Source organism: Streptomyces sp. NBC_01216 (assembly GCF_035994945.1).
GTDB lineage: Bacteria > Actinomycetota > Actinomycetes > Streptomycetales > Streptomycetaceae > Streptomyces.
Map to the genome: position 1 here is coordinate 2,998,845 of NZ_CP108677.1, position 19,710 is coordinate 3,018,554.

18 protein-coding genes and 1 pseudogene are annotated in these 19,710 nt (G+C 72.6%); 9 read left to right on the plus strand and 10 right to left on the minus strand.

Going from position 1 to position 19,710, the window contains the following annotated elements; genetic code table 11:
- Positions 1 to 9: 9 nt before the first annotated feature.
- From OG393_RS12945 to OG393_RS12955, 3 genes are read right to left on the minus strand one after another with little or no spacing between them, the layout of a single operon-like run.
- Entirely contained in the window at positions 10 to 936 is a 927-nt protein-coding gene (locus OG393_RS12945; RefSeq protein ID WP_327374807.1) for an acyl-CoA dehydrogenase family protein, read from the minus strand.
- A 5-nt stretch (positions 937 to 941) separates the two neighbouring features.
- Positions 942 to 2,075, minus strand: a complete 1,134-nt coding sequence (locus OG393_RS12950; protein ID WP_327374808.1) for an acyl-CoA dehydrogenase family protein — start codon at positions 2,073 to 2,075, stop codon at positions 942 to 944.
- Positions 2,075 to 3,268: an amidohydrolase family protein gene (locus OG393_RS12955; protein WP_327374809.1), complete on the minus strand. Its 1,194-nt coding sequence runs from the start codon at positions 3,266 to 3,268 to the stop codon at positions 2,075 to 2,077. Before OG393_RS12955 ends, OG393_RS12950 begins: the two co-directional genes overlap by 1 nt.
- 136 nt (positions 3,269 to 3,404) lie before the next feature.
- Between OG393_RS12955 and OG393_RS12960 the strand changes: the two genes are divergently transcribed.
- Both OG393_RS12960 and OG393_RS12965 read left to right on the plus strand, forming a co-directional pair.
- Complete coding sequence (locus OG393_RS12960) at positions 3,405 to 4,949, plus strand: class I adenylate-forming enzyme family protein (protein ID WP_327374810.1); 1,545 nt, start codon at positions 3,405 to 3,407, stop codon at positions 4,947 to 4,949.
- A gap of 103 nt (positions 4,950 to 5,052) precedes the next feature.
- On the plus strand, positions 5,053 to 5,841 hold the full coding sequence (locus tag OG393_RS12965; RefSeq protein ID WP_327374811.1) for a polysaccharide deacetylase family protein: 789 nt from the start codon (positions 5,053 to 5,055) through the stop codon (positions 5,839 to 5,841).
- 77 nt (positions 5,842 to 5,918) lie between these two features.
- On the opposite strand, the gene OG393_RS12970 is transcribed toward OG393_RS12965, so the two are convergent.
- Complete coding sequence (locus tag OG393_RS12970) at positions 5,919 to 6,500, minus strand: EF-hand domain-containing protein (protein WP_327374812.1); 582 nt, start codon at positions 6,498 to 6,500, stop codon at positions 5,919 to 5,921.
- 28 nt (positions 6,501 to 6,528) lie between these two features.
- Positions 6,529 to 6,915, minus strand: a complete 387-nt coding sequence (locus OG393_RS12975; protein WP_327374813.1) for an STAS domain-containing protein — start codon at positions 6,913 to 6,915, stop codon at positions 6,529 to 6,531.
- A 222-nt stretch (positions 6,916 to 7,137) separates the two neighbouring features.
- Here OG393_RS12975 and OG393_RS12980 point away from each other — a divergent pair, with 222 nt between their 5' ends.
- Both OG393_RS12980 and OG393_RS12985 read left to right on the plus strand, forming a co-directional pair.
- Positions 7,138 to 7,719 carry a sigma-70 family RNA polymerase sigma factor gene (locus OG393_RS12980; protein WP_327374814.1) on the plus strand — a complete coding sequence of 194 codons (582 nt, stop codon included), beginning with the start codon at positions 7,138 to 7,140 and terminating at the stop codon, positions 7,717 to 7,719.
- Positions 7,716 to 8,987, plus strand: coding sequence for a zf-HC2 domain-containing protein (locus tag OG393_RS12985; protein WP_327374815.1), 1,272 nt, complete (start codon positions 7,716 to 7,718; stop codon positions 8,985 to 8,987). Before OG393_RS12980 ends, OG393_RS12985 begins: the two co-directional genes overlap by 4 nt.
- Before the next feature lie 29 nt (positions 8,988 to 9,016).
- Here the strand turns inward: OG393_RS12985 and purU are convergent, their stop codons facing one another.
- Both purU and OG393_RS12995 read right to left on the minus strand, forming a co-directional pair.
- Positions 9,017 to 9,868, minus strand: a complete 852-nt coding sequence (gene purU / locus OG393_RS12990; RefSeq protein WP_327374816.1) for a formyltetrahydrofolate deformylase — start codon at positions 9,866 to 9,868, stop codon at positions 9,017 to 9,019.
- A 46-nt stretch (positions 9,869 to 9,914) separates the two neighbouring features.
- Entirely contained in the window at positions 9,915 to 10,361 is a 447-nt protein-coding gene (locus OG393_RS12995) for an SCO4402 family protein (protein ID WP_327378410.1), read from the minus strand.
- A gap of 181 nt (positions 10,362 to 10,542) precedes the next feature.
- Here OG393_RS12995 and OG393_RS13000 point away from each other — a divergent pair, with 181 nt between their 5' ends.
- Positions 10,543 to 11,814 (plus strand): ABC transporter substrate-binding protein, encoded by a 1,272-nt coding sequence (locus OG393_RS13000; RefSeq protein WP_442817300.1) that lies wholly within the window; start codon positions 10,543 to 10,545, stop codon positions 11,812 to 11,814.
- A gap of 97 nt (positions 11,815 to 11,911) precedes the next feature.
- Positions 11,912 to 12,046, plus strand: a pseudogene (locus tag OG393_RS13005) (IS5 family transposase); the annotation flags it as partial.
- A 122-nt stretch (positions 12,047 to 12,168) separates the two neighbouring features.
- Here OG393_RS13005 and OG393_RS13010 read toward each other — a convergent pair.
- The 3 genes from OG393_RS13010 to OG393_RS13020 form a co-directional block, all read right to left on the minus strand.
- On the minus strand, positions 12,169 to 12,495 hold the full coding sequence (locus OG393_RS13010; protein ID WP_327374818.1) for a hypothetical protein: 327 nt from the start codon (positions 12,493 to 12,495) through the stop codon (positions 12,169 to 12,171).
- Positions 12,496 to 12,620: 125 nt separating this feature from the next.
- The gene (locus OG393_RS13015; protein WP_327374819.1) at positions 12,621 to 14,075 is read right to left on the minus strand and encodes a hypothetical protein; all 1,455 of its coding nucleotides are present in this window, start codon (positions 14,073 to 14,075) and stop codon (positions 12,621 to 12,623) included.
- A gap of 293 nt (positions 14,076 to 14,368) precedes the next feature.
- Complete coding sequence (locus OG393_RS13020; RefSeq protein WP_327374820.1) at positions 14,369 to 15,736, minus strand: transcriptional regulator; 1,368 nt, start codon at positions 15,734 to 15,736, stop codon at positions 14,369 to 14,371.
- A gap of 268 nt (positions 15,737 to 16,004) precedes the next feature.
- Between OG393_RS13020 and OG393_RS13025 the strand changes: the two genes are divergently transcribed.
- The 3 genes from OG393_RS13025 (at position 16,005) to OG393_RS13035 (ending at position 19,240) form a co-directional block, all read left to right on the plus strand.
- On the plus strand, positions 16,005 to 16,682 hold the full coding sequence (locus OG393_RS13025; RefSeq protein ID WP_327374821.1) for a bifunctional DNA primase/polymerase: 678 nt from the start codon (positions 16,005 to 16,007) through the stop codon (positions 16,680 to 16,682).
- A 75-nt stretch (positions 16,683 to 16,757) separates the two neighbouring features.
- Positions 16,758 to 17,597: an ABC transporter ATP-binding protein gene (locus tag OG393_RS13030; protein WP_327374822.1), complete on the plus strand. Its 840-nt coding sequence runs from the start codon at positions 16,758 to 16,760 to the stop codon at positions 17,595 to 17,597.
- Positions 17,594 to 19,240 carry a transporter gene (locus OG393_RS13035; protein ID WP_327374823.1) on the plus strand — a complete coding sequence of 549 codons (1,647 nt, stop codon included), beginning with the start codon at positions 17,594 to 17,596 and terminating at the stop codon, positions 19,238 to 19,240. The genes OG393_RS13030 and OG393_RS13035 overlap by 4 nt, the downstream gene beginning before the upstream one ends.
- Positions 19,241 to 19,710: the final 470 nt, after the last annotated feature.

Genomic DNA, 19,710 nt, shown 5'->3' on the forward strand with positions numbered 1-19,710 from the left:
CTCGGCACACTAGAGACAGGCGGCCTCCACCTCCTCCGCGAGGGTCCTCGGGATCCACCGCTCGGCCCTCACCCAGGCTCGTTTCAGATGCAGATGGACCTCCGCCTCCCAGGTGAAGCCCATACCACCGTGCACCTGAAGGCAGTCCCGGGCACAACCGACCGCGGCCTCGTCGGCGAGCAGCTTGGCCCCCGCGATCTCGACCGGGTCGCCCGTCACGGCCGCCGCGTAGACGGCGGCGCGGGCTACTTCCGTTCGTACGAGCATCTCGGCGCACAGGTGCTTGACGGCTTGGAAGGCTCCGACCGGTCGCCCGAACTGCTGCCGCGCGCGGGCGTGACGCACGGCCGCCTCGGTGGTGCGCCCGGCGCTCCCGAGCTGTTCGGCGGCGGTCAGCAGCGCCCCGAGCGCGACGGCCGGCTCGGATACCGGGCCGGCCGGCGCACCCTCGCGCACCCCGGCCGCGCCGGTCCGCCAGGCAGCCGGCGCGGCGGTGTCCGGCAGCCGGTGCAGCGGGGTGAGCGGGTCGACCGAGCGCACCGGGGCGGCGCCCGAGGTGTCGCCCCGCACCACGTCCGCCTCGTCGAGCCACTCCACGAACGGCCCGCCGGGCGCCGTGACCACGGTCTTGCCCTCCGCCGCCCCCGGCACCTCCCCGGCCGCCAGGTGCGTGGCGACCAGCGGACCCGGCAGCAGGGCCCGCCCCGCCTCCTCGAAGACGAGCACGGCCTCGGGTGGTCCGAGACCCACGCCCCCGGACTCCTCCGGCAGCCGCAGCGCGAAGAACCCCAGCTCGCCCAGGTCCCGCCACAGCGCCCGGTCGAGCCTCCCCGACGCGACGGCCGCCCGGAGCGCGTCCGGGCCGAACCGCGCGGTGAGCATTTCCCGTACGCCCGCCTTCAGGGCCTTCTGGTCGTCCGTGAGCCGGAAGTCCACGCGGGTCACCGTCCCTTCGGCAGGCCGAGGACGCGCTCGGCGACGATGTTCCGCTGGATCTGCGAGGTGCCGGCGGCGATGGTGTACGACAGCGAGGACAGCCGGTCGGGGTTCCACTCCCGCCCGAGGTCCAGCGCGTCCGGGCCGAGGACGGCGGCGGCCGTGTCGTACAGCTCCTGACGGGCGTGCGAGTAGCGCAGCTTGAAGACCGAGCCGCCGGCGCCGGGGGGCCCGCCGCCGGCCTGCGCCTCGCTGACGTTCCACTGCGTGAGCCGCCACAGCGCCCGGAACTCCGCGCTCAGCGCGCCCATCCGGCGACGCAGTACGTCGTCCGACCAGGCGCCGTTGCGCCGGGCCGCGCGGGCGATCTCACCGAGGGTCCGGCGGCAGGCGACGACCTCTCCGGCGAAGGCGGTACCGCGCTCGAAGGACAACGTCACCATCGTGACGCGCCAGCCGTCGTTCTCCGCGCCGACCCGGTTGGCGACCGGCACCCGCACCTCGTCCAGGAACACCTCGGCGAACTCGGTGGACCCGGCGAGCGTCCGCAGGGGCCGGACGGTGATCCCCGGCGCGTCCATCGGCATCGCCAGCCAGCTGATGCCGCGGTGCCGGGGCGCCTCCGGGTCGGTGCGGACGAGCAGTTCGCACCAGTCGGCCACCTCCGCGTGCGAGGTCCATGTCTTGGAGCCGGTCACCACGTAGGCGTCGCCGTCCCGTACCGCCCGGGTCCGCAGCGACGCGAGGTCGGAACCGGCCTCCGGTTCGCTGAAGCCCTGGCACCAGACCTCCTCGCCGCGCAGGACGGGCGGCAGCCAGCGTTCCCGCTGCTCCCGGGTGCCCTCGGCCGCGATGGTCGGCCCGGCGTGCAGCAGGCCGACGAAGTTGGCGCCGACGTAGGGGGCGCCGGCCCGCTCGGTCTCCTCCAGGAAGATCAGCCGCTGGGTCGGCGAGGCGTCCCAGTGCACGTCCGCGTACCCGGCGTCGTGCAGCCGCCGTTGCCAGTCGCAGTCGTACGCCCGCCGGCCCGGCCAGTCCAGGGGGTCGGGCCGCGGCGGCAGGGTGGGCAGCACGGCCGCGAGCCAGGAGCTCAGCCGCGCCCGGAAGTCCTCCTCCTCGGCGGTGTACGCCAGGTCCATCAGACGATGCCCAGTCCGAGCATGCGGATGGCGTTGCCGCGCATGAGCTTGTAGACCGTCTCGTCGTCGAGGTCCTTGACGTGGTCGAGGGCCACCTGGCGGGTGTGCGGAAAGGTCGAGTCGACGTGCGGGTAGTCGGTCTCGAAGGTGGCGTTGTCCCGTCCGACCACGTCGATCGAGGCGATGCCGTGCTTGTCGCGGAAGAAGCAGCAGAAGATCTGCCGGTAGTAGTAGGTGGACGGCGGTTCCGGGATCAGGCCGCGGACACCGCCCCAGGCACGGTGCTCCTCCCAGACGTCGTCGGCGCGTTCCAGGGCGTAGGGGATCCAGCCCATCTGGCCTTCGCTGTACGCCAGCCTGAGCGCCGGGAAGCGGACCAGGACCCCGCTGAAGAGGAAGTCCGTCATCGAGGCCATGGCGTTGTTGAAGCTGAGCGCGGCCTGGACGGCGGGCGGGGCGTCGGGGGACGCGGCGGGCATCTGGGAGGAGGAGCCGATGTGCATGTTGACGACGGTCTCCGTCTCCTGGCACACGGCGAAGAAGGGGTCCCAGTAGCCGGAGTGGATCGACGGCAGGCCCAGATGGGTGGGGATCTCCGAGAAGGTGACGGCCCGCACGCCGCGGGCGGCGTTGCGCCGGATCTCGGCCACGGCGAGGTCGATGTCCCACAGCGGGATCAGGCAGAGCGGGATGAGCCGCCCGCCGCTGTCGCCGCACCACTCCTCCACCATCCAGTCGTTGTAGGCGCGGACGCAGGCGAGGGCGACCTCCTTGTCCCCGGCCTCGGCGAAGGTCTGGCCGCAGAAGCGCGGGAAGGTGGGGAAGCACAGCGACGCCTCGACGTGGTTGAGGTCCATGTCCCGCAGTCGCTCGCCCGGGTCCCAGCAGCCGCGGCGCATCTCGGCGCGGGTGATGCCCTCCAGGGTCATGTCGTCGCGGTCGAAGCCGACCGCGGCGATGTTGCGCTTGTACGGGAACCTCAGGTCCTCGTAGACCCACCAGTCGGTGGGCGGACCGTCCGGGTCCATGGTGATCCGGTACTTCCCGCCCACGTAGGCGAGCTCGCCGATCCCGGCGGTCACGGGGCGCGGGCCGCGGTCGCGGTACTTCGCCGGCAGCCAGGTCTCGAAGAGGTGCGCGGGCTCGATCACGTGGTCGTCGACGCTGATGATCCGAGGCAGTTCCTGTTCCATGGGCGCTCCTCTTCTGACGGGCCGTCAGATATCAGGCTAGCCCCGCCCCCCTGGACCGACAAGGAGCGCGGCCCTACGCTCTCCGCACGATCTGACAGACCGTCAATTCACTGGAGCCGTCCCGCTCGGAGTCGCCATGACCGACACCGCACACGCCCTGGGCACCTCGCGCACGCTCTGGGAACTCGTCGACCGCCGCGCCGCCCTCACACCCGACCACCCCGTCCTGCTCCAGGGCGACCGGACGCTGACCTTCGGCGAACTGCGCGACCGCGCCGAGCGGTGCGCCGCCGGCCTGTACGGCATCGGAGTACGCCCCGGCACGGTCGTCGCCTGGCAGTTGCCCACCCGCGTCGAGACCGCGGTCCTCTCCTTCGCCCTGGCCCGCCTCGGCGCCGTCCAGACACCGCTCATCCCCTTCCACCGGGACCGCGAGGTCGGCTTCGCGCTGCGCGCGTCGAAGGCCGAGTACCTCGTCGTCCCCGGGGTGTGGCGCGGCTTCGACCACACCGCGATGGCCCGGCGGCTCGGCGCGCCCCACGTCCTGACCGCGTACGACACGCTGCCCGACGGAGACCCGGCCGTCCTGCCGCCCCCGCCGTCCCCCGCGTCCGGCCACGACGTGCGCTGGATCTACTGGACCTCCGGGACCACCTCCGACCCCAAGGGAGTCCTGCACACGGACCGCTCGCTGCTCGCGGGCGGCTCCTGCCTCGCCCACGCCCTGCGCCCGACCTCCCGCGACGTGGGCTCGATGGCCTTCCCGTACGCGCACATCGCCGGACCCGACTACACCGTGATGCTGCTGCTGTACGGCTTCCCCGCGGTGATGTTCGAGCGGTTCGCCCTGCCCGACGCCCTGGCGGAGTACCGCAGGCACCGGGTGACGGTGGCGGGCGGCTCCACGGCCTTCTACGCGATGTTCCTGGCCGAGCAGCGCAGGCTGCCGCCCGGCGAGAGGCTCATTCCGAGCCTGCGCCTGCTCGCGGGCGGCGGGGCGCCCAAACCGCCGGAGCTCCACCACGCGGTGGTACGGGAGATGGGCTGCCTGCTGACGCACGGCTACGGCATGACCGAGGTTCCGATGATCACCATGGGCTCGCCCGACGACACCGCCGAGAACCTGGCGACGACGGAGGGCCGGCCCCCGGAGGGCATGGAGATCCGCGTCGTGCCCGACGCCTCCGGCAACGGCGAGATACGGCTGCGCGGCGAAGCGGTGTGCCGGGGCTATCTCGACCCCGCGCAGACGGCGGAAGCCTTCGACGAGGACGGCTTCCTCCTCACCGGTGACGTGGGGCACCTCACACCCTCCGGCCACCTGGTCCTCACCGGAAGGATCAAGGACATCATCATCCGCAAGGGCGAGAACATCTCGGCCAAGGAGATCGAGGACCTCCTCCACCGGCACCCGGCGGTCGGCGACGCCGCCGTCATCGGCCTGCCCGACCCGGTGAGCGGCGAGCGGGTGTGCGCGGTCGTCGAACCGGCCGGACGACCGCCGGGCGCCGAGCCCCTGACCCTGGAGTCCGTCACCGGGTTCCTGCGCGGCGAGGGCCTCTCCGTCCACAAACTGCCGGAACAGCTGGAGGTGGTGGAGGAACTGCCGCGCAACGAGACCCTGCGGAAGGTCCTCAAGTACAGGCTGCGGGAGCGCTTCGCCCCGGCCGGCCCGGCCTGAACGACCCTCGGGGCCCGGCCGGGCCCCGAACGGGTGAAACCCTTTCGTCCTTCCTCCCGTCCTCCTCTCGGGAGAGGGTCGCGCACCGCCGGGGAGGACGTTCATGACACTGGGGAAGTACACCGCGCACATAGCCGTGGTGGCATCGGCGATCGCGCTGACCGGAGCGGTGTGGGGGGCGTCCGTCCTGACGGGGCCTGAGCCGGGGGACGCGGGGCGGGTGCCGGCCGCCACGGACCACCCCTCGGCACGGCCGGCACCGGTCCGCCCGGCACCGAAGATCCCGGAGAGCATCGCGCACGCCTCGGAGGCGGGCGGACGGGCCGTCAACATCACCATCGACGACGGGCCGGACCCGCGGTGGACGCCCGACGTCCTGCGCGTGCTGAGGAAGAACGACGTGAAGGCCGTTTTCTGCATGATCGGCCCGCAGGCCCGACGCCATCCGGACCTGGTGAAGCGGATCGTCGCGGACGGCCACCGGCTGTGCGACCACACCACGGACCACGACACGGCGATGGACGGCAAGTCCGTCGAGTACCAGCGGCGGCAGATCATGGCCGCCAAGAAGATGATCGAGGACGCCGCGGGCGGCGCGAAGGTCGAGTACTACCGCGCGCCGGGCGGCGCCTTCACCCCCGACAGCCGCCGGATCGCCGCGGCGGCCGGCATGCGGCCCCTCGGCTGGAACGTGGACACCAAGGACTTCCACCGTCCCGGCGTGGCGGCGATCGTCGCGACCGTGCGCGAAGAACTGCCCAACGGGCCGACGATCCTCTTCCACGACGGCGGCGGGGACCGCGGACAGACGGTCTCCGCGCTGGAAGAGCTCCTGCCCTGGCTCGCGGCACAGGGCCACCCGACCGGCTTCCCGGTCCGGACCTGCCCCTGATTCCGGGGTCTCAGAGCCTGTCGGGTGACCTTCGGCCGATGGCGTGACCGCCCGACCAGAGGCCACCCGACAGGCTCTCAGGCGCGGTCCTCCGTCATGAAGTACCGGGCGAAAGCGGTGACGGCGGCCTGCTCGTCGACCACCCCGGAGTCCACGGTCGGCAGCGTACGGGCGCTCAGCGCGGCGGCCACCGGGGAGAGGCCGAGCGCGAGCAGCCCGCGCTCCACCTCCGCGGGGGTCGAGGCGATGGCCAGCGCGGCGTGCAGGAAGGGCCGGGCGATCTCGGCGAAGCGCTCGGGGTGGTCGTGCAGCCGCTTGGCCGCGCCGCCGAGGAACTCCTCGTGGCTCACCTTCTGGTCGCCGTCCACGTCCGCGATCCCGTCCATGCCCTGCCAGAACGCCTCGGCGCCGTCGCACAGGGCCTGGCCCCGGTCGGAACGGAAGGTGACCCCGAACTCGGTGAGCAGGCGTTTCGCCGCGGTGGAGAAGTCCTCGCGCGAGATCGTCCCGTCGCCCTGCTGGTCGAAGGCGGCGAAGCGGGAGGCGAGCCGTCGTCGCAGGAGCCGCCGGCCCTCCGTCTCCCCGGTGTCCGCCACGTGCTCACCGCGTTCCCCCGGCTCGGTGTGCTCCGTGTGCTCCATGTGCTCCATGTGCTCCATGTGCGGGAGACTACGACTCCGCGGCCCGCTATGCCGAGAGCGGCCGGGCGTCCTCGTTCACGGCCGCGTCCACGTCCCGGTACACCTCGAACAGGCGCCGTACGCCGAGCGCGGCGAGCACCCGGTTGACATGGGCGCCCTCCATCGCACCCGGCGCGGGCAGCACCACGTGCAGCCGGCCCCGGCAGGAGTGCATCAGACGGCGGGCGGCGATCAGCACGCCGACCCCGCTGGAGTCGCAGAACACCACCCCGGACAGGTCCAGGACCAGATCGTGCCGCCCTTCGGCGACCGCGTCATGGACCCGTCTGCGTACCAGGGGAGACGTCACCAGATCGAGCTCCCCGCGGATGCGCAGCACCATCCAGGAGCCCTGTCCGTCTTCGTCATCGTCTTCGTCGACATGGAGCGTCACCGATCGCGCCCTTCAAGCGGAGGGAGTCCTTCCCGTGACTCTCCCGCTGCCCCGGGAGGACTCCGTGAAACCCCCGGCCTCACGGATGGCGCTTTCCTTACCATCGGAATTTCCGCCGAGGGCGCACTTGCGGCAAAGAGGAGTGCACCGGCGCCGCCGCCCATTACTTTGGAGTATGAACTCGGGTCGGGAGGGCCGTCGCAGAGCTCCGGAGGGCTTCGTATGGCGAAGGACACACCACCGCGCTGGGACCGAAGGATGCAGCAGCGGCTGGCGCGCGGCGAGGCGGCCGCGCTCGGAGAGCTGTACGACCGTTTCGCCTCGCTGGTCCACAGTCTCGCCCACCGGGTCCTCAACGACGACGCCGCGGCCGACCAGGTCACCCGCGAGGTCTTCGGCTACATCTGGGAGAACCCCGACGCCTTCGATCCCAAGGAGGGCAACATGCGTGCCTGGGTCGCCCGGCTCGCCCAACGCCAGGCCGTGCACCGGCTGCGGCAGTCGGAGGCCGTGGCCTACGCGGAGACCGGCGAGGGGTCCGCGGAGGAGCTGGAGCAGAAGGTGCGCCGGGCCTCGGTCGCGGCCCGCGCGGACTACATCGTGACCTCGATGCCGGCGCCACTGCGCGCGGCGCTGGAACTGGCTTATTTCCAGCGGCGCGACTACCGGCAGACGGCGGCCGACCTCGGCGTGACGGAGGACGAGGCACGCCGCCGGCTGCGGCTCGGGCTCCAACTGCTCTCGACGGCGAACACCCGCCCGCTGGAGGGCTCCTCGCCGCCCGGCCACGGACCCGCCCGGTGAGCGCGCCCGACGGACCCGACGACACCCCCGACGACACCCCCGACGACGTGGCACGCGCCCCGCGGATACCGGGCCCTCGCCGGGCGGCGGACGACCACGCCGACCTCTCGCGCGCGGTCCCGTCCGCGGACGGGCGGTCACCCGAGCCGGCGGCCCCGCCGGCTGCCCCGCCCCCGCACTCGGTGCTCAAGTCGCTGCTCGGGGCCTGGGCCCTGTCGGCGTGCTCCCCGGAGGAGACGGAGCAGGTCGAGAACCACCTCACCGAGTGCGCCCCGTGCGCCGACGAGGCCCTGCGGCTGCGGGACGCCGTCGGGCTGCTGCACGCGGAACGCGACCTCGATCTCGACCCGCTGCTGCGCTCCCGGGTCCTGGAGAACTGCCTGGGCCGCCGCCCCGCCAGGATCCCCGTCCCGGCCTGGGCCACCCCGTACGACGCGGAGACCGCCCGCCTCGACGCGCTGCTCCGGGACATCGGAGAAGCGGAGTGGCACGCGCCGGTCCGGCTCAAGTGGTTCGAGGCGGAACGGAGCGCCGACCGCCGGACCACCGTGGCCGGGGTGATCGGCCACCTGATGGCGGTGGACGGCCTGGTGGCGACGGCGCTGGGCCTGGACGACCCGCTCGGCGCGGCGGCCACCGAGGTGTCGCCGACCCTGCGGACGGAGGCGTACTGGCAGGGCGCGGAGCATCCGGTGACGTGCGAGGTGCGTGAACCGTGGCGTGAGCAGAGCCACACGCTGATCCGTACGGTCTCCTTCGCGGGCCGCGGCGTCGGGGACCTCGCGGTCGGCTACGGGGACTTCACGCTGCCGATGCGCGACTCCCTGCTGGAGCGGGCCTTCGAATGCTGGGTGCACGCGGACGACATCGCCAACGCGGTGGCCTATCCGTACGAGCCGCCGAGCGGGGCGCATCTGCACGGCATGATCGACCTGGCGGCCCGGATGCTTCCGACCGCGCTCGCCGGCCGGCGCCGCGCGGGCCTCGCCGCCCCGGCCCGCGACCTGGTCACGGCCGGCGCCCCCGGCCGCTCGCTCCACCTGGAGGTCGAGGGCGCGGGCGGCGGTCACTGGTACATCGCCCTGGACTCGCCGGCGGCCGTGGGGTCGCCGGACCACGCGGTGGCCCAGGTGGCGATGGACGGTGTCGAGTTCTGCCAGCTGGTGGCGGGCCACGTCCCGCCCGAGGAGGCCGCGGCGGGTCAGGACGGCGACCGCGAGGCGATCCGGGACGTGCTGTTCGCGGCGGCTTCGCTGAGCCGCCTCTAGCCGGGTCCGACCGGGTCTGGCCGGCTTGGTCAGGCGAAGACGACCGTGCGCCGGCCGTTGAGCAGGATGCGGCGTTCGGCGTGCCACTTCACCGCGCGGGCCAGGGCCTGGCACTCCACGTCGCGGCCGGTCGCCACCAGCTGGTCCGGGGTGACCTCGTGGCCGACCCGCTCGACCTCCTGCTCGATGATCGGGCCCTCGTCGAGGTCGGCCGTCACGTAGTGCGCCGTGGCGCCGATCAGCTTCACACCGCGCGCGTGGGCCTGGTGGTAGGGCTTCGCGCCCTTGAAGCTCGGCAGGAAGGAGTGGTGGATGTTGATGATCCGGCCGGAGAGCTGCTTGCACAGGTCGTCGGAGAGCACCTGCATGTAGCGGGCGAGGACGACCAGCTCCACGCCTTCGGCGCGTACCAGCTCCAGGAGTTCGGCCTCCGCGGCCGATTTGGTGTCCTTCGTGACCGGAACGTGCCGGAACGGAATGCCGTACGAGCCCACCAGTTCCGCGAAGTCGGTGTGGTTGGAGACGACCGCGACGATCTCGACCGGCAGCGCTCCGATACGGGAACGGAAGAGCAGGTCGTTGAGGCAGTGGCCGAACTTCGACACCATCAGCACGACCCGCATGCGCTCGTCGGCCCGGTGGATCTGCCAGTCCATCGCGAACGCGTCGCCGACCGCGGCGAACCCGGCCCGCAGCTTGTCCACCGAGACCGGCGCCTCCGCCGAGAAGTGGACCCGCATGAAGAAGAGCCCGGTGTCCCGGTCTCCGAACTGCTGGCTGTCCTCGATGTTGCAGCCGGTGATGAAGAGGCAGCTCGACACGGCGTGCACGATGCCCTGTTTGTCCGGGCAGGAGAGCGTGAGGACGTACTGGTCGGTCATCCCCGTAGCCTGCCACACGCCGGGAACGCGCACCGGCCCCCGTCCGTCAGGCGGAACGCGTCATGATCCGCAGCACGTCCAGCGAACGCGGAGGCGTGTCCGGGTCCTCGCCGTCGGCGGACGCCAGCCGGACGTGCGCCTCGCGCGCGGCCCGGACGGCCTCCGGCCAGCCGTGGTGGTCCATGTACGCCGACACGGGCGCGTCCGGACCGACCTGGTGCATGATCCGGAGCACCCGCAGCACGGCCACGTCGACGAGCGCGGCCTCTCCCGAGTCGCGGAAGATCGTTCCCACGTACTTCTCGGCCGACCAGTTGTCCAGCCAGGTGTCCTCGACCAGGCGGTACACGGCGTCGGTGACGTCGCCGTACCCCTCGCGGCCGGCCAGCCAGGTGTTCTCGTGGAACCCGGGATCGGAAAGCATGTGCAGCGCCGAGCGCACGTTGCTGCGCCAGCGCCACCAGGGCAAGTCGTTGAGCGGCATGCCGCCCATGGTGGAGGAGCGACGGCCGCGACGGGAAGAGTTCACCGAACCGGAGACTGGACTGGACACCTTTCGATCGTACGTTCCCCCGGGGTGGGCGCGGACGGGCCCCCGGGATTCACCTTCACGTCACCCAACGTTGAGCTGTGCTCACTCCGGCGTTCCGAGTGAGGCGGAAATGTGCATGCCCATGACCGGTAGGCGACTGACCTCACTCCTCGCGTACGTCACGACAGCGGCGACCGGAGTATCGCTGCTCACCGGGTGTGGCGTGCTCCCTGGTGCCACGGGGGGCTCCAGGGAGCCCGTCACCGTGATGACCTGGGCGCCCGAGAACACCCGGGCCACCAACATGCCCGGCATGCCCGCCATGGCCGAGGCGTTCGGCCGTTGGATCAACGAATCCGGAGGCATCGACGGACACGATCTCCGTGTCCTCACCTGCAACGACGAGAACACCTCCGCCGGCGCCGCGGCCTGCGCGCGCCGGGCCGTGGAGGAGGGCGCCGTGGCCGTGGTCGGCTCCTACAGCCAGCACGGACGGTCCTTCCTCGCCCCTCTGGAAGCCGCGGGAATCCCGTACATCGGCGGCTACGGCATCTCCGAGGACGAGTTCACCAGCGCGCTCTCGTACCCCGTCAACGGCGGCCAGGCGTCCCTCATCGCGGGCAACGGCATCCAGCTCGCGGAGACCTGCCGCAAGGTCTCCCTCGTCCGGCCGGACACCAGCGCCGGGGACAAACTGCCCGAACTCCTCAACAACGGCCTGCGCCACTCGCGACACGGCGGCGCCGTCGACATCCCTGCCGCCGAGGACTCCACCGAGTACACCGAACAGGCCGGCCAGGCGCGCAGCAAGGCCGGGCGGGAGAAGGGCTGCGTCACCGCCGTGCTCGGCGAGCGCACCCAGACCTTCTTCGACTCCTTCCGCCGGCTGCCAGAGCCCGAGGGCGACACCACGGACGGGGGCGAGGACGGCGTCCGGATCTCCTCCGTCCTCGGCAGCGTCGGACAGCCGGTCATCGACCGCACCGGAGGGCCGCACAGCCCCTTCGAAGGCGCGTTCGTGACGGGCTGGTACCCGGCTGCGAGCGACGCCCGCTGGGCGCCGATGCGGAAGGTCATCAAGGAGCAGGCGTTCGTCGACAACCGTGTCGACCCGGCCGACACCGGCGTCCAGACGACCTGGATCGCCTACACGGTCCTGAAGAAGGTGATCGAGTCGCTCGACTCCGACTCGATCAGCGCGAACGCCATCTCACTCGCCCTGGACCGCGGGGTGCGGGTCGACACCGGCGGCCTCACACCCGAACTGCGCTGGCGGTACGAGGACTTGCTCGGCGCCTCCGGATTCCCCCGGATCGTCAACCACAAGGTGACCTTCCAAGTGGTCCGCCAGGGAAGGCTGGTGGCGCAGAAGCCCGGCTTCGTCGACGTCGGCCAGACGGTGCTCGCTCCGTAGCCCCGCCGGTCCGGACAGAGGCTCCGGCCTCTGTCCGGACCGGCGTTGCCCGCCCCGGCCGTACGGTCCGTGAGGCCGAGCGTACGACTTGTTCCGTCGGTGGCGGCGAGACGGCACCTGGCAGCGGATCTTCCCGGCGCTCCAGGCCCGGGCCGACGCGAAAGAGCTGATCACCCGGGATATCAGCGTCGACTCCACGGCGTGCCGGGCTCACCAGCACGCCGCCGGGTCGAGTGCGGTACCAATCGCCTCGAGCGCCAGCGGACGGTGGCCACGAGGTACGACAGGCTCGCGGTCCGCTACGAGGCGACCGTTCTCCTGGCGGCCGTCAACGAGTGGCTGCGACCAGCACGGTCACTCCACGACCGCCTCAGGACACCGGGCGATCCGCCGGGCAACCCCGCGGATCGCGCCCATGAGCCGCGATACGGCATTCAGCGACAGGATCACGGCAGCCAGCATCAGGCAGGCACGTGCCGCCCCCCAGGACCCGGCAGCGATCGCGCGGGCGTACGACGCCACCCAGGGCCCCGCGCTTCCAAGGTCCCGGACAGGCCGCTGCGGGAAGTCGGCGCCGACCACCTCGCTCAAGCACCAGCTCGAAACGCCGAGCATCGTCAGGGCGAAGGCCGCGATCGCAAGTCTCCACAGAACCGGATGCCGCTTCGGTACCTCACTCATGCCCTCCCCCTCGTCAGCTCCCTGGCAACCATACGGACCGACGCGCGATTCGCCCGCCGCACTGCGTCGAAGCGGATTCAGACCGCGACGTTCGAGTGCGACATGCACGTTCGCCACGCCCCGCCCTAGAGCTGGGTGGGGTTCCGCGTGGCGAGTCCGAACTTCTCGGCGGTCGGGTTCCACAGCGCGGCTGCCTTCCGCTTGGCGACGGTCGCCTCGCTGCTCGCCTTGCCGGCCGCGAGCGTCTCGCCCGTGCTGCGGGCCTTGCCTCCCTTGCACTGCTTCTTGTTCTTCATCTGGTCGGCCCAGGCGGCGTAGTGGTCGTCCGCCGAGGCGGACGCCTTCCACGCCTCCGTCAGGGAGGACGTCAGTTCCGCGTGGTCGGCCAGCTTGTCGACCGACAGCGTCTGGAGGCGCGTCACCAGGCCGCGACGCTGCTCGGCGGCGTCCCGCAGATCGTTGGCGGCCTCGTCGAGGTTCTCGCACCGCTTGATGGACTCGACCGAGCGGATCACCGCGTCCCGGCTGCTGTTGCTGTCCGCGAGCAGCTTGTCGAGCCCCTTCGCCTGCGGCTCGGCCGGGTCGGCCGCCTTCTCGGTGGGCGCGGGGGATGGGGTGTCGGACGTCGCGGCGACGGTCTGACCGGGCTGCTTGCTCGTGTCGTCGTCCCCGCCACTCAGCAGCGCACCGGCGCCGAGACCGACGACCGCGCAGCCGATGACGACCGCGGCAATCAGCGCGACCGGCGACCTGCGGCGCGGCGCGGGCTCGTCGTCGTACCCGTCCTGGTAGGCGCCCTGGAAGGGCGACGGCTGCTGGAGTTGCTGCTGCGGCGCGTACGCGGCCTGTTGGTACGGCTGCTGCGGCGGGGCCTGGTGATGCGGCGCGGGCGGCTGGGGCAGGTGAGCCGTCGCGTCACTGCGGAAGAGGTTGTCGAACTCCGCCGGAGGCTGGCGCTCGCCGCTCGTCCGCGGCGGCACGGGAGGCATGTACTGGGTCGCGTCGGAGGCATCGGCGGGTGGCCGCGCCTGCGGATGTCCGTGCGGCTGCTGCGGGTCGGCGCCCGGGAACGGAGGCTGCCCGCCGCCCGGACCGGGGACCGGCGGGATGTACTGGGTGGCCTGCAGGTCGGAGGCACCGGCCGCCGGGGCCTGGGGGTAGCCGTAGCCGCCCTGGGGCGGGTACGCGTCCGCCGGGGCCTGGGGGTAGCCGTAGCCGCCCTGGGGCTGCCGTCCCTCCGGGGCCTGGGGGTAGCCGTAGCCGCCCTGGGGCGGGTACGCGTCCGCCGGGGAGCCCGTGCCCGAGGCCGCGGGCATCGCGCCCGGCATCGGGCCGGGCCGCTCGGGCTGCGGCGGGACCGGCGGGATGTACTGCGTGGCCTGGAGGTCCCCGGCCGCGCCCGGCGCGGATTCCGGCGGCAGCGGCTGCCCCTGCCGCCCTCCGCCGGGGCCCCAGGCTCCGCTCCACGGCGCCCCGGCGACCTGACCGCCCGCCGCACCACCCTCGGCGGGCAGCGCGGCACCTTCGCGCGTGGGCCGCGCCGGGTACTGCGGCTCCGGACCCTGTCCGCTTTGCGTCACCGGGACTCCTACTGGTGGACCTACCGAATCGTCGGCTCACGCTACCGGGTGCGTCCCGCGGCGCGCACACCCACGTGAGAGCGGTCACACAACCGCGACAACTCCCGTCACTCACCGCCCTGGTGGGGGAAGTGACGACACTCACCGCCCGGCCTTCGCGGGCGACGGACACCCCGGCCCGCCCGGCCAGGACGTGTTGCGGGAGTACCTCCTGGCCCGTGACGCCGGCCCCGCCCTCCGGGCGGACGGAGCTACTTCCGCAACCTCGCAGGGCAATACACCTAGGACGGCGCTCAGAGCCGGCCGGTGAACTCCCGGACCACCGCCTCCCCGGCGAAGGGCTCGAGGCGCTCCCTCAGGTCCTCCAGGTACTCCACGCCCCGCGAGGACCGCAGCGTGCCCAGGAGGTCCAGCGCCCGCGTGCCCGTGTGACATGCCTGTTCCACCTCGCGCCGCTGCACCTGCGCCGACGCCAGCAGCACCAGCCCGATCGCGCGGCGCCGGGCCCGCGTCTCGGGATGTCCGTTCAGGGAGTCCTCCGCGGCCCGCGCAGCGGCCTCCGCCTGCCCCAGGTCGCGGTAGCAGTGGGCCAGTTCGTCGGCGAGGTAGGCGTGGTCGAAGTGCGCGATCCACGCCGGGTCGTCCCCCGAGTCCGGGTCCGCCCGCTCCAGTGCCCGCACCGCGCGCCCGGCCACCACCTCGAAGGCCCGCTGGTCCCCCAGCAGCGCGTGCCCGCGGGCCTCCGCCGCGCAGAACATCGCCTCCGCCCGTGGCGTCACCCGCCCCCGCGCCCCCTCCTGGGCCGCCCGCGCCAACTGCGCGATCTCCCGGGGGCTGCCGAGCTGGGCGGCCAGATGACTCATGGAGGCCGCCAGCACGTATCCGCCGTAGCCCCGGTCCCCCGCCGCCTGGGCCAGCCGCAGCGCCTGGATGTAGTAGCGCTGGGCGAGCCCCGGCTGGCCGGTGTCCACCGCCATGTAACCGGCCAGCTCCGTCAGCCGGGCGACCGCCGCGAACAACTGTCGGCCCACCGCCTCCCGGTACGAGCCCGACAGCATTCCCGCGACCACGCTGTTCAGGTAGTGCACCACCACCGGGCGGACGTGCCCGCTGCCGAAGCGCCGGTCCAGATCGACCAGCGCGGCCGTCATCGCCCGGACCGCCCGCACGTCCGCGACCCCCACCCGCGCCCCCATCGACCGGGCCACCTGCGCGTCCGCGCCGGTGATCAGCCAGTCCCGGCTCGGCTCGACCAGCGCGGAGGCCGCCACCGCGGAGCCCGACAGGAAGTCCCGGCGTCCCACGTCGCTGCGCCACAGCTCGCAGACCTGCTCGATCGCGCCGAGCACCGTCGGCGCGAACTGGAGCCCCACCCCGGTGGCCAGGTTCCTGCCGTTGGCCATGCCGATCTCGTCGATCGTGACCGTCCGCCCGAGCTTGCGCCCCAGCGCCTCCGCGATGACGCCCGGCGCCCGGCCACGCGGCTGCTGTCCCCTCAGCCAGCGCGCCACCGAGGTCTTGTCGTAGCGCAGTTCGAGGCCGCGTTCGGCTCCGACCATGTTCACCCTGCGCGCGAGACCGGCGTTGGAACACCCGGCCTCCTGAATGAGCATCTGCAGCCGTTCGTTCGGCTGACGGGCAACGAGTGGCCTGGCTGCCATGACTTACCCCCTGAGGCCGGTGTGCGAGCGATTGGACTGATCACTGCCCGGCAGATATCCGGTCAATGCAGATGTGAACACGCGAAACCGGACGCATCGGCCACGCCGTTGCCGCCGACCCCACCCACCCCTCACTACCCCGCCGCCGCTCTCCGGCCGCACGCGCGCCCCCACCCGTGCACCGATGCGCCCCACGTGCGGGATCGATGTTCCGCACCGCTCTTCGCCTCGCCCGTAACCCCAGGTGGCGGGGGGAGTTGAGTTCACCGTGGAAGAGACGATCGGAGTCACGGAGGCCGCGCAGATCCCCCAGCAGCGAGGGGAGCTGCTGCTGGACAGCGCCGTGCGATACGCGGAAGAGCGGCACTGGGACGTGTTCCCCGGCACATGGCTGGAGGCGATCGAGGGCGGGGAACGGTGCTCCTGCGGTGTCGACGCCTGCGCGGCGCCCGGAGCCCACCCGGCCCGGCCGGACTGGTCGACCCAGGCCACCGGCAGCGCGGTCGGGGCGCGGCGCATGTGGTCGAAACAGCCCAAGGCGTCGATCCTGCTGCCCACCGGCCGCACCTTCGACGCGATCGACGTACCCGAGTCGGCCGGCTTCCTGGCCCTCGCCCGCATGGAGCGCATGGAGCTGACCCTCGGCCCGGTGACCTGCACGCCCGACCGCCGGATGCTCTTCTTCGTCCTTCCCGGCGCCGCCACCAAGGTGCCCGACATGGTGCGCAGACTCGGCTGGGCCCCGGCCTCGATCGACCTGATCACCCGGGGCGAGGGCCACTACGTGGCGGCTCCGCCCACCCGGGTCGGCGGGATCGGAGCCGTGCAGTGGGCACGCCGTCCCACCCCGGCGAACCGCTGGCTCCCGGACGCGGAGGAGCTGCTCAGTCCGCTCGCCTACGCGTGTGGCCGGGAAGCGGCGGCGGAGCGGGCCCGCACGTCCTGATCCGGTCGGCTCGAAACGGTCGCCGTAAGGTGGGGCCCCGTCGTAATACGGGGACAGCCGAGGGGTTGACAGAACATGCCCGACCAGGCATTTGGTGATGTTTTCGGACAGGCGGACCTCGATACGGACGACGGCGCGGTGCCCGCCGTCCGTATCGAGGGACTGTGGAAGCGCTTCGGGGCGCAGGTCGCGGTGGACGGGATCGACCTCGTCCTGCCGGCGGGGAAGTTCATCGGGCTCGTCGGGCCCAACGGGGCGGGTAAGACCACCACTCTCTCCATGATCACCGGCTTGCTGCGGCCCGATCACGGACGTGTCCTGGTCGCCGGTCACGACGTCTGGCGCGATCCGGAGTCGGTGGCCGAGGCCAAGGCCCGGATCGGCATCCTGCCCGAGGGCCTGCGGCTCTTCGAACGGCTCTCCGGGCGCGAACTCCTGGCGTACACAGGGCGGCTGCGGGGGCTGCCCGGGGCGGAGGTCGACAAGCGGGCAGCCCAGCTCCTCGACGTCCTGGACCTGGCGGGGTCGCAGAACAAGCTGGTCGTGGACTACTCGACCGGTATGCGCAAGAAGATCGGCCTGGCCGCGGCGCTGCTCCACAACCCCGAGGTCCTCTTCCTCGACGAGCCGTTCGAGGGCGTCGACCCGGTGTCCGCGCAGACGATCCGAGGCGTCCTGGAGCGCTACACCGGCTCGGGCGCGACCGTCGTCTTCTCCAGTCATGTGATGGAGCTGGTCGAGTCGCTGTGCGACTGGGTCGCGGTGATGGCCGCCGGCCGGATCCGGGCGCAGGGCACCCTCGCCGACGTGCGCGGCGGGGCTCCGTCCCTGCAGGCGGCCTTCCTCGAACTCGTCGGGGCGAACGGACGCGACAACGGTGAGTCGCTCGACTGGCTGGGTGGTCCCGCCCGATGACCGCGACCACCTCCGGTCTCCCGACCGCTCCCCCGCGCCGCGCCTCGGCGCCCGCCCTGACGTCCGTCTTCGTACGGCTGAAGCTGACCCTGCTGCGCAACGGGCTGCGCCAGTCCGGGGCCCGGACGGCCGTGTACGTCACCTCGGTCGTTCTGACGCTGCTCCTCGCGGCGGCGATGATCCCCGGCTTCCTGCTGATGCGGGGGAACGCGGGCGCGGCCTCGCTCGCCGTCCTGGCGACGGCGGTGCTCGCACTCGCCTGGACCGTGATGCCGCTGTTCCTCCCCGGCGGTGACGAGACGCTCGACCCTTCGCGGCTGGTGATGCTGCCACTGCCGCCCGGACCGCTGGTACGGGCGCTGTTCTCCGCCTCGCTGGTCGGCATCGGTCCGCTGTTCACCCTGTGCCTCGCGCTCGGCGCGACGCTGTCCCTGGCCCGGGGGGCCGCCGGCGTCGTGACCGCGGTGCTCGCGGTGCCGCTGGTGGCCCTGGTGTGCGTGGCGCTGTCGCGGGCGGTCGCGGCGGCCAACGTGCGCCTGCTCACCTCCCGTAGGGGCCGGGACCTGGCCGTGCTGAGCGGCCTGGTGATCGCGGTCGGCATGCAGTTGGTGAACTTCGGTGCCACGAGCCTCAGCCGGTCGGGCGGGCTGGCCGCACTCGAACCGGCCGCCGAGGTGACGGGCTGGCTGCCGCCGGCCGCCGCGATCGCGGCGGTCGACGCGGCGAGCCGGGGCGACCACGCGAGCGCCGCCGCCCGCCTGCTGCTGACGGTGGCCGCGCTGGTGGCGCTGGTGTACTGGTGGCAGCGGAGCCTGGTGAAGCTGATGACCGCGCCGGACGGCTCGACGATCGGCGCGGCCGACGGGAGGTCCGCGAAGGAGCGGCGCGGGAGCGGCCTGCTCGCCCGGCTGCTGCCCGGCGGGCGCACGGGCGCCGTGATGGAGCGCAGCCTGCGCTACATCCTGCGCGACCCGAAGACGAAGGCGGCGTGGATCACCGCGCTGGCGGTCGGCGCGATCGTGCCGCTGCTCAACGCCTTCCAGGGAACGGGCTCGATCTACTTCGCGTGCTTCGCCTCGGGGATGCTCGGCCTCCAGATGTACAACCAGTTCGGCCAGGACACCTCGGCGTTCTGGATGGTCGCGCAGACGATCTCGACCGCGGCGGACGCGTACGCCGAGTTGCGGGCGCGGGCGCTGACGCTGCTGGCGATCACCGTGCCGTACATGATCCTGGTGACGACCGTGACGGCGGCGGTCCTCGGCGACTGGTCCTCGCTGCCGAGTGCGCTGGGTCTGGCGTTCTCGCTGCTCGGCGCCATGGTGGCGACCGGTGCCGTGGCGTCCGCGAGCTTCGCGTTCTCGATCCCGCAGGACAGCGGCTTCAAGAACGTCGCGCCGGGGCAGGCCGGACTGGCCTGGATCTCGATCTTCGGCGGGATGTTCGTGTCGGCGCTGGTGTGTTCCCCGGTGATCGGCGCGATGGTCTACCTGCGGGTGACGGACCACCACGGGCTGCTCTGGACCCTGCTCCCGGGCGGCGTGCTCTACGGGGCGCTGGTCGTGCCGGCGGGCCTGAAGCCGGCGGCGGCGCGGACGGCGAAGCGGCTGCCGGAGATCCTCGCGGCGGTCAGCAAGGGCTGAGAGCCTGTCGGCCGAAGGCCACTCGACAGTCTCTGCGACGGATGGTGTTCCCGCCCGGCCGGGCGGGAACACCACGCCGCGCCGCCGCGCCTTTCCGTCCGGCACCGCACCTGCGGCCGTCCGGCATCGCACCTCCGGCTGCCGTGCGCTCCGGCGACGACGTCGCCCTCGCGCCCTTTCCGTGTTCCCTGGCTCACACCCGGGCCGGCCGGCGCCGGGACGGAGCGAGGTTTTCCGGCCGAACGGACCACCCCGGTGTTGCTGCAGCCCTCAACCTCTTTCGCGTCCTCCCAGGTCACGGGTTCGTTCTGGGTTGAACGACGCCTAAGCGGGCGTACAGCGGGCGCACTGCGTCGGCACCGGCGCACCGAGCGCCAACTGCCCGAACGACCAGTCGGTCGGCTCGAAGCGGCGGGCGTGGACCGGGGGCGGCCGGAAACCGCGCGAGCGACGTGCGATCACCCTGCGCA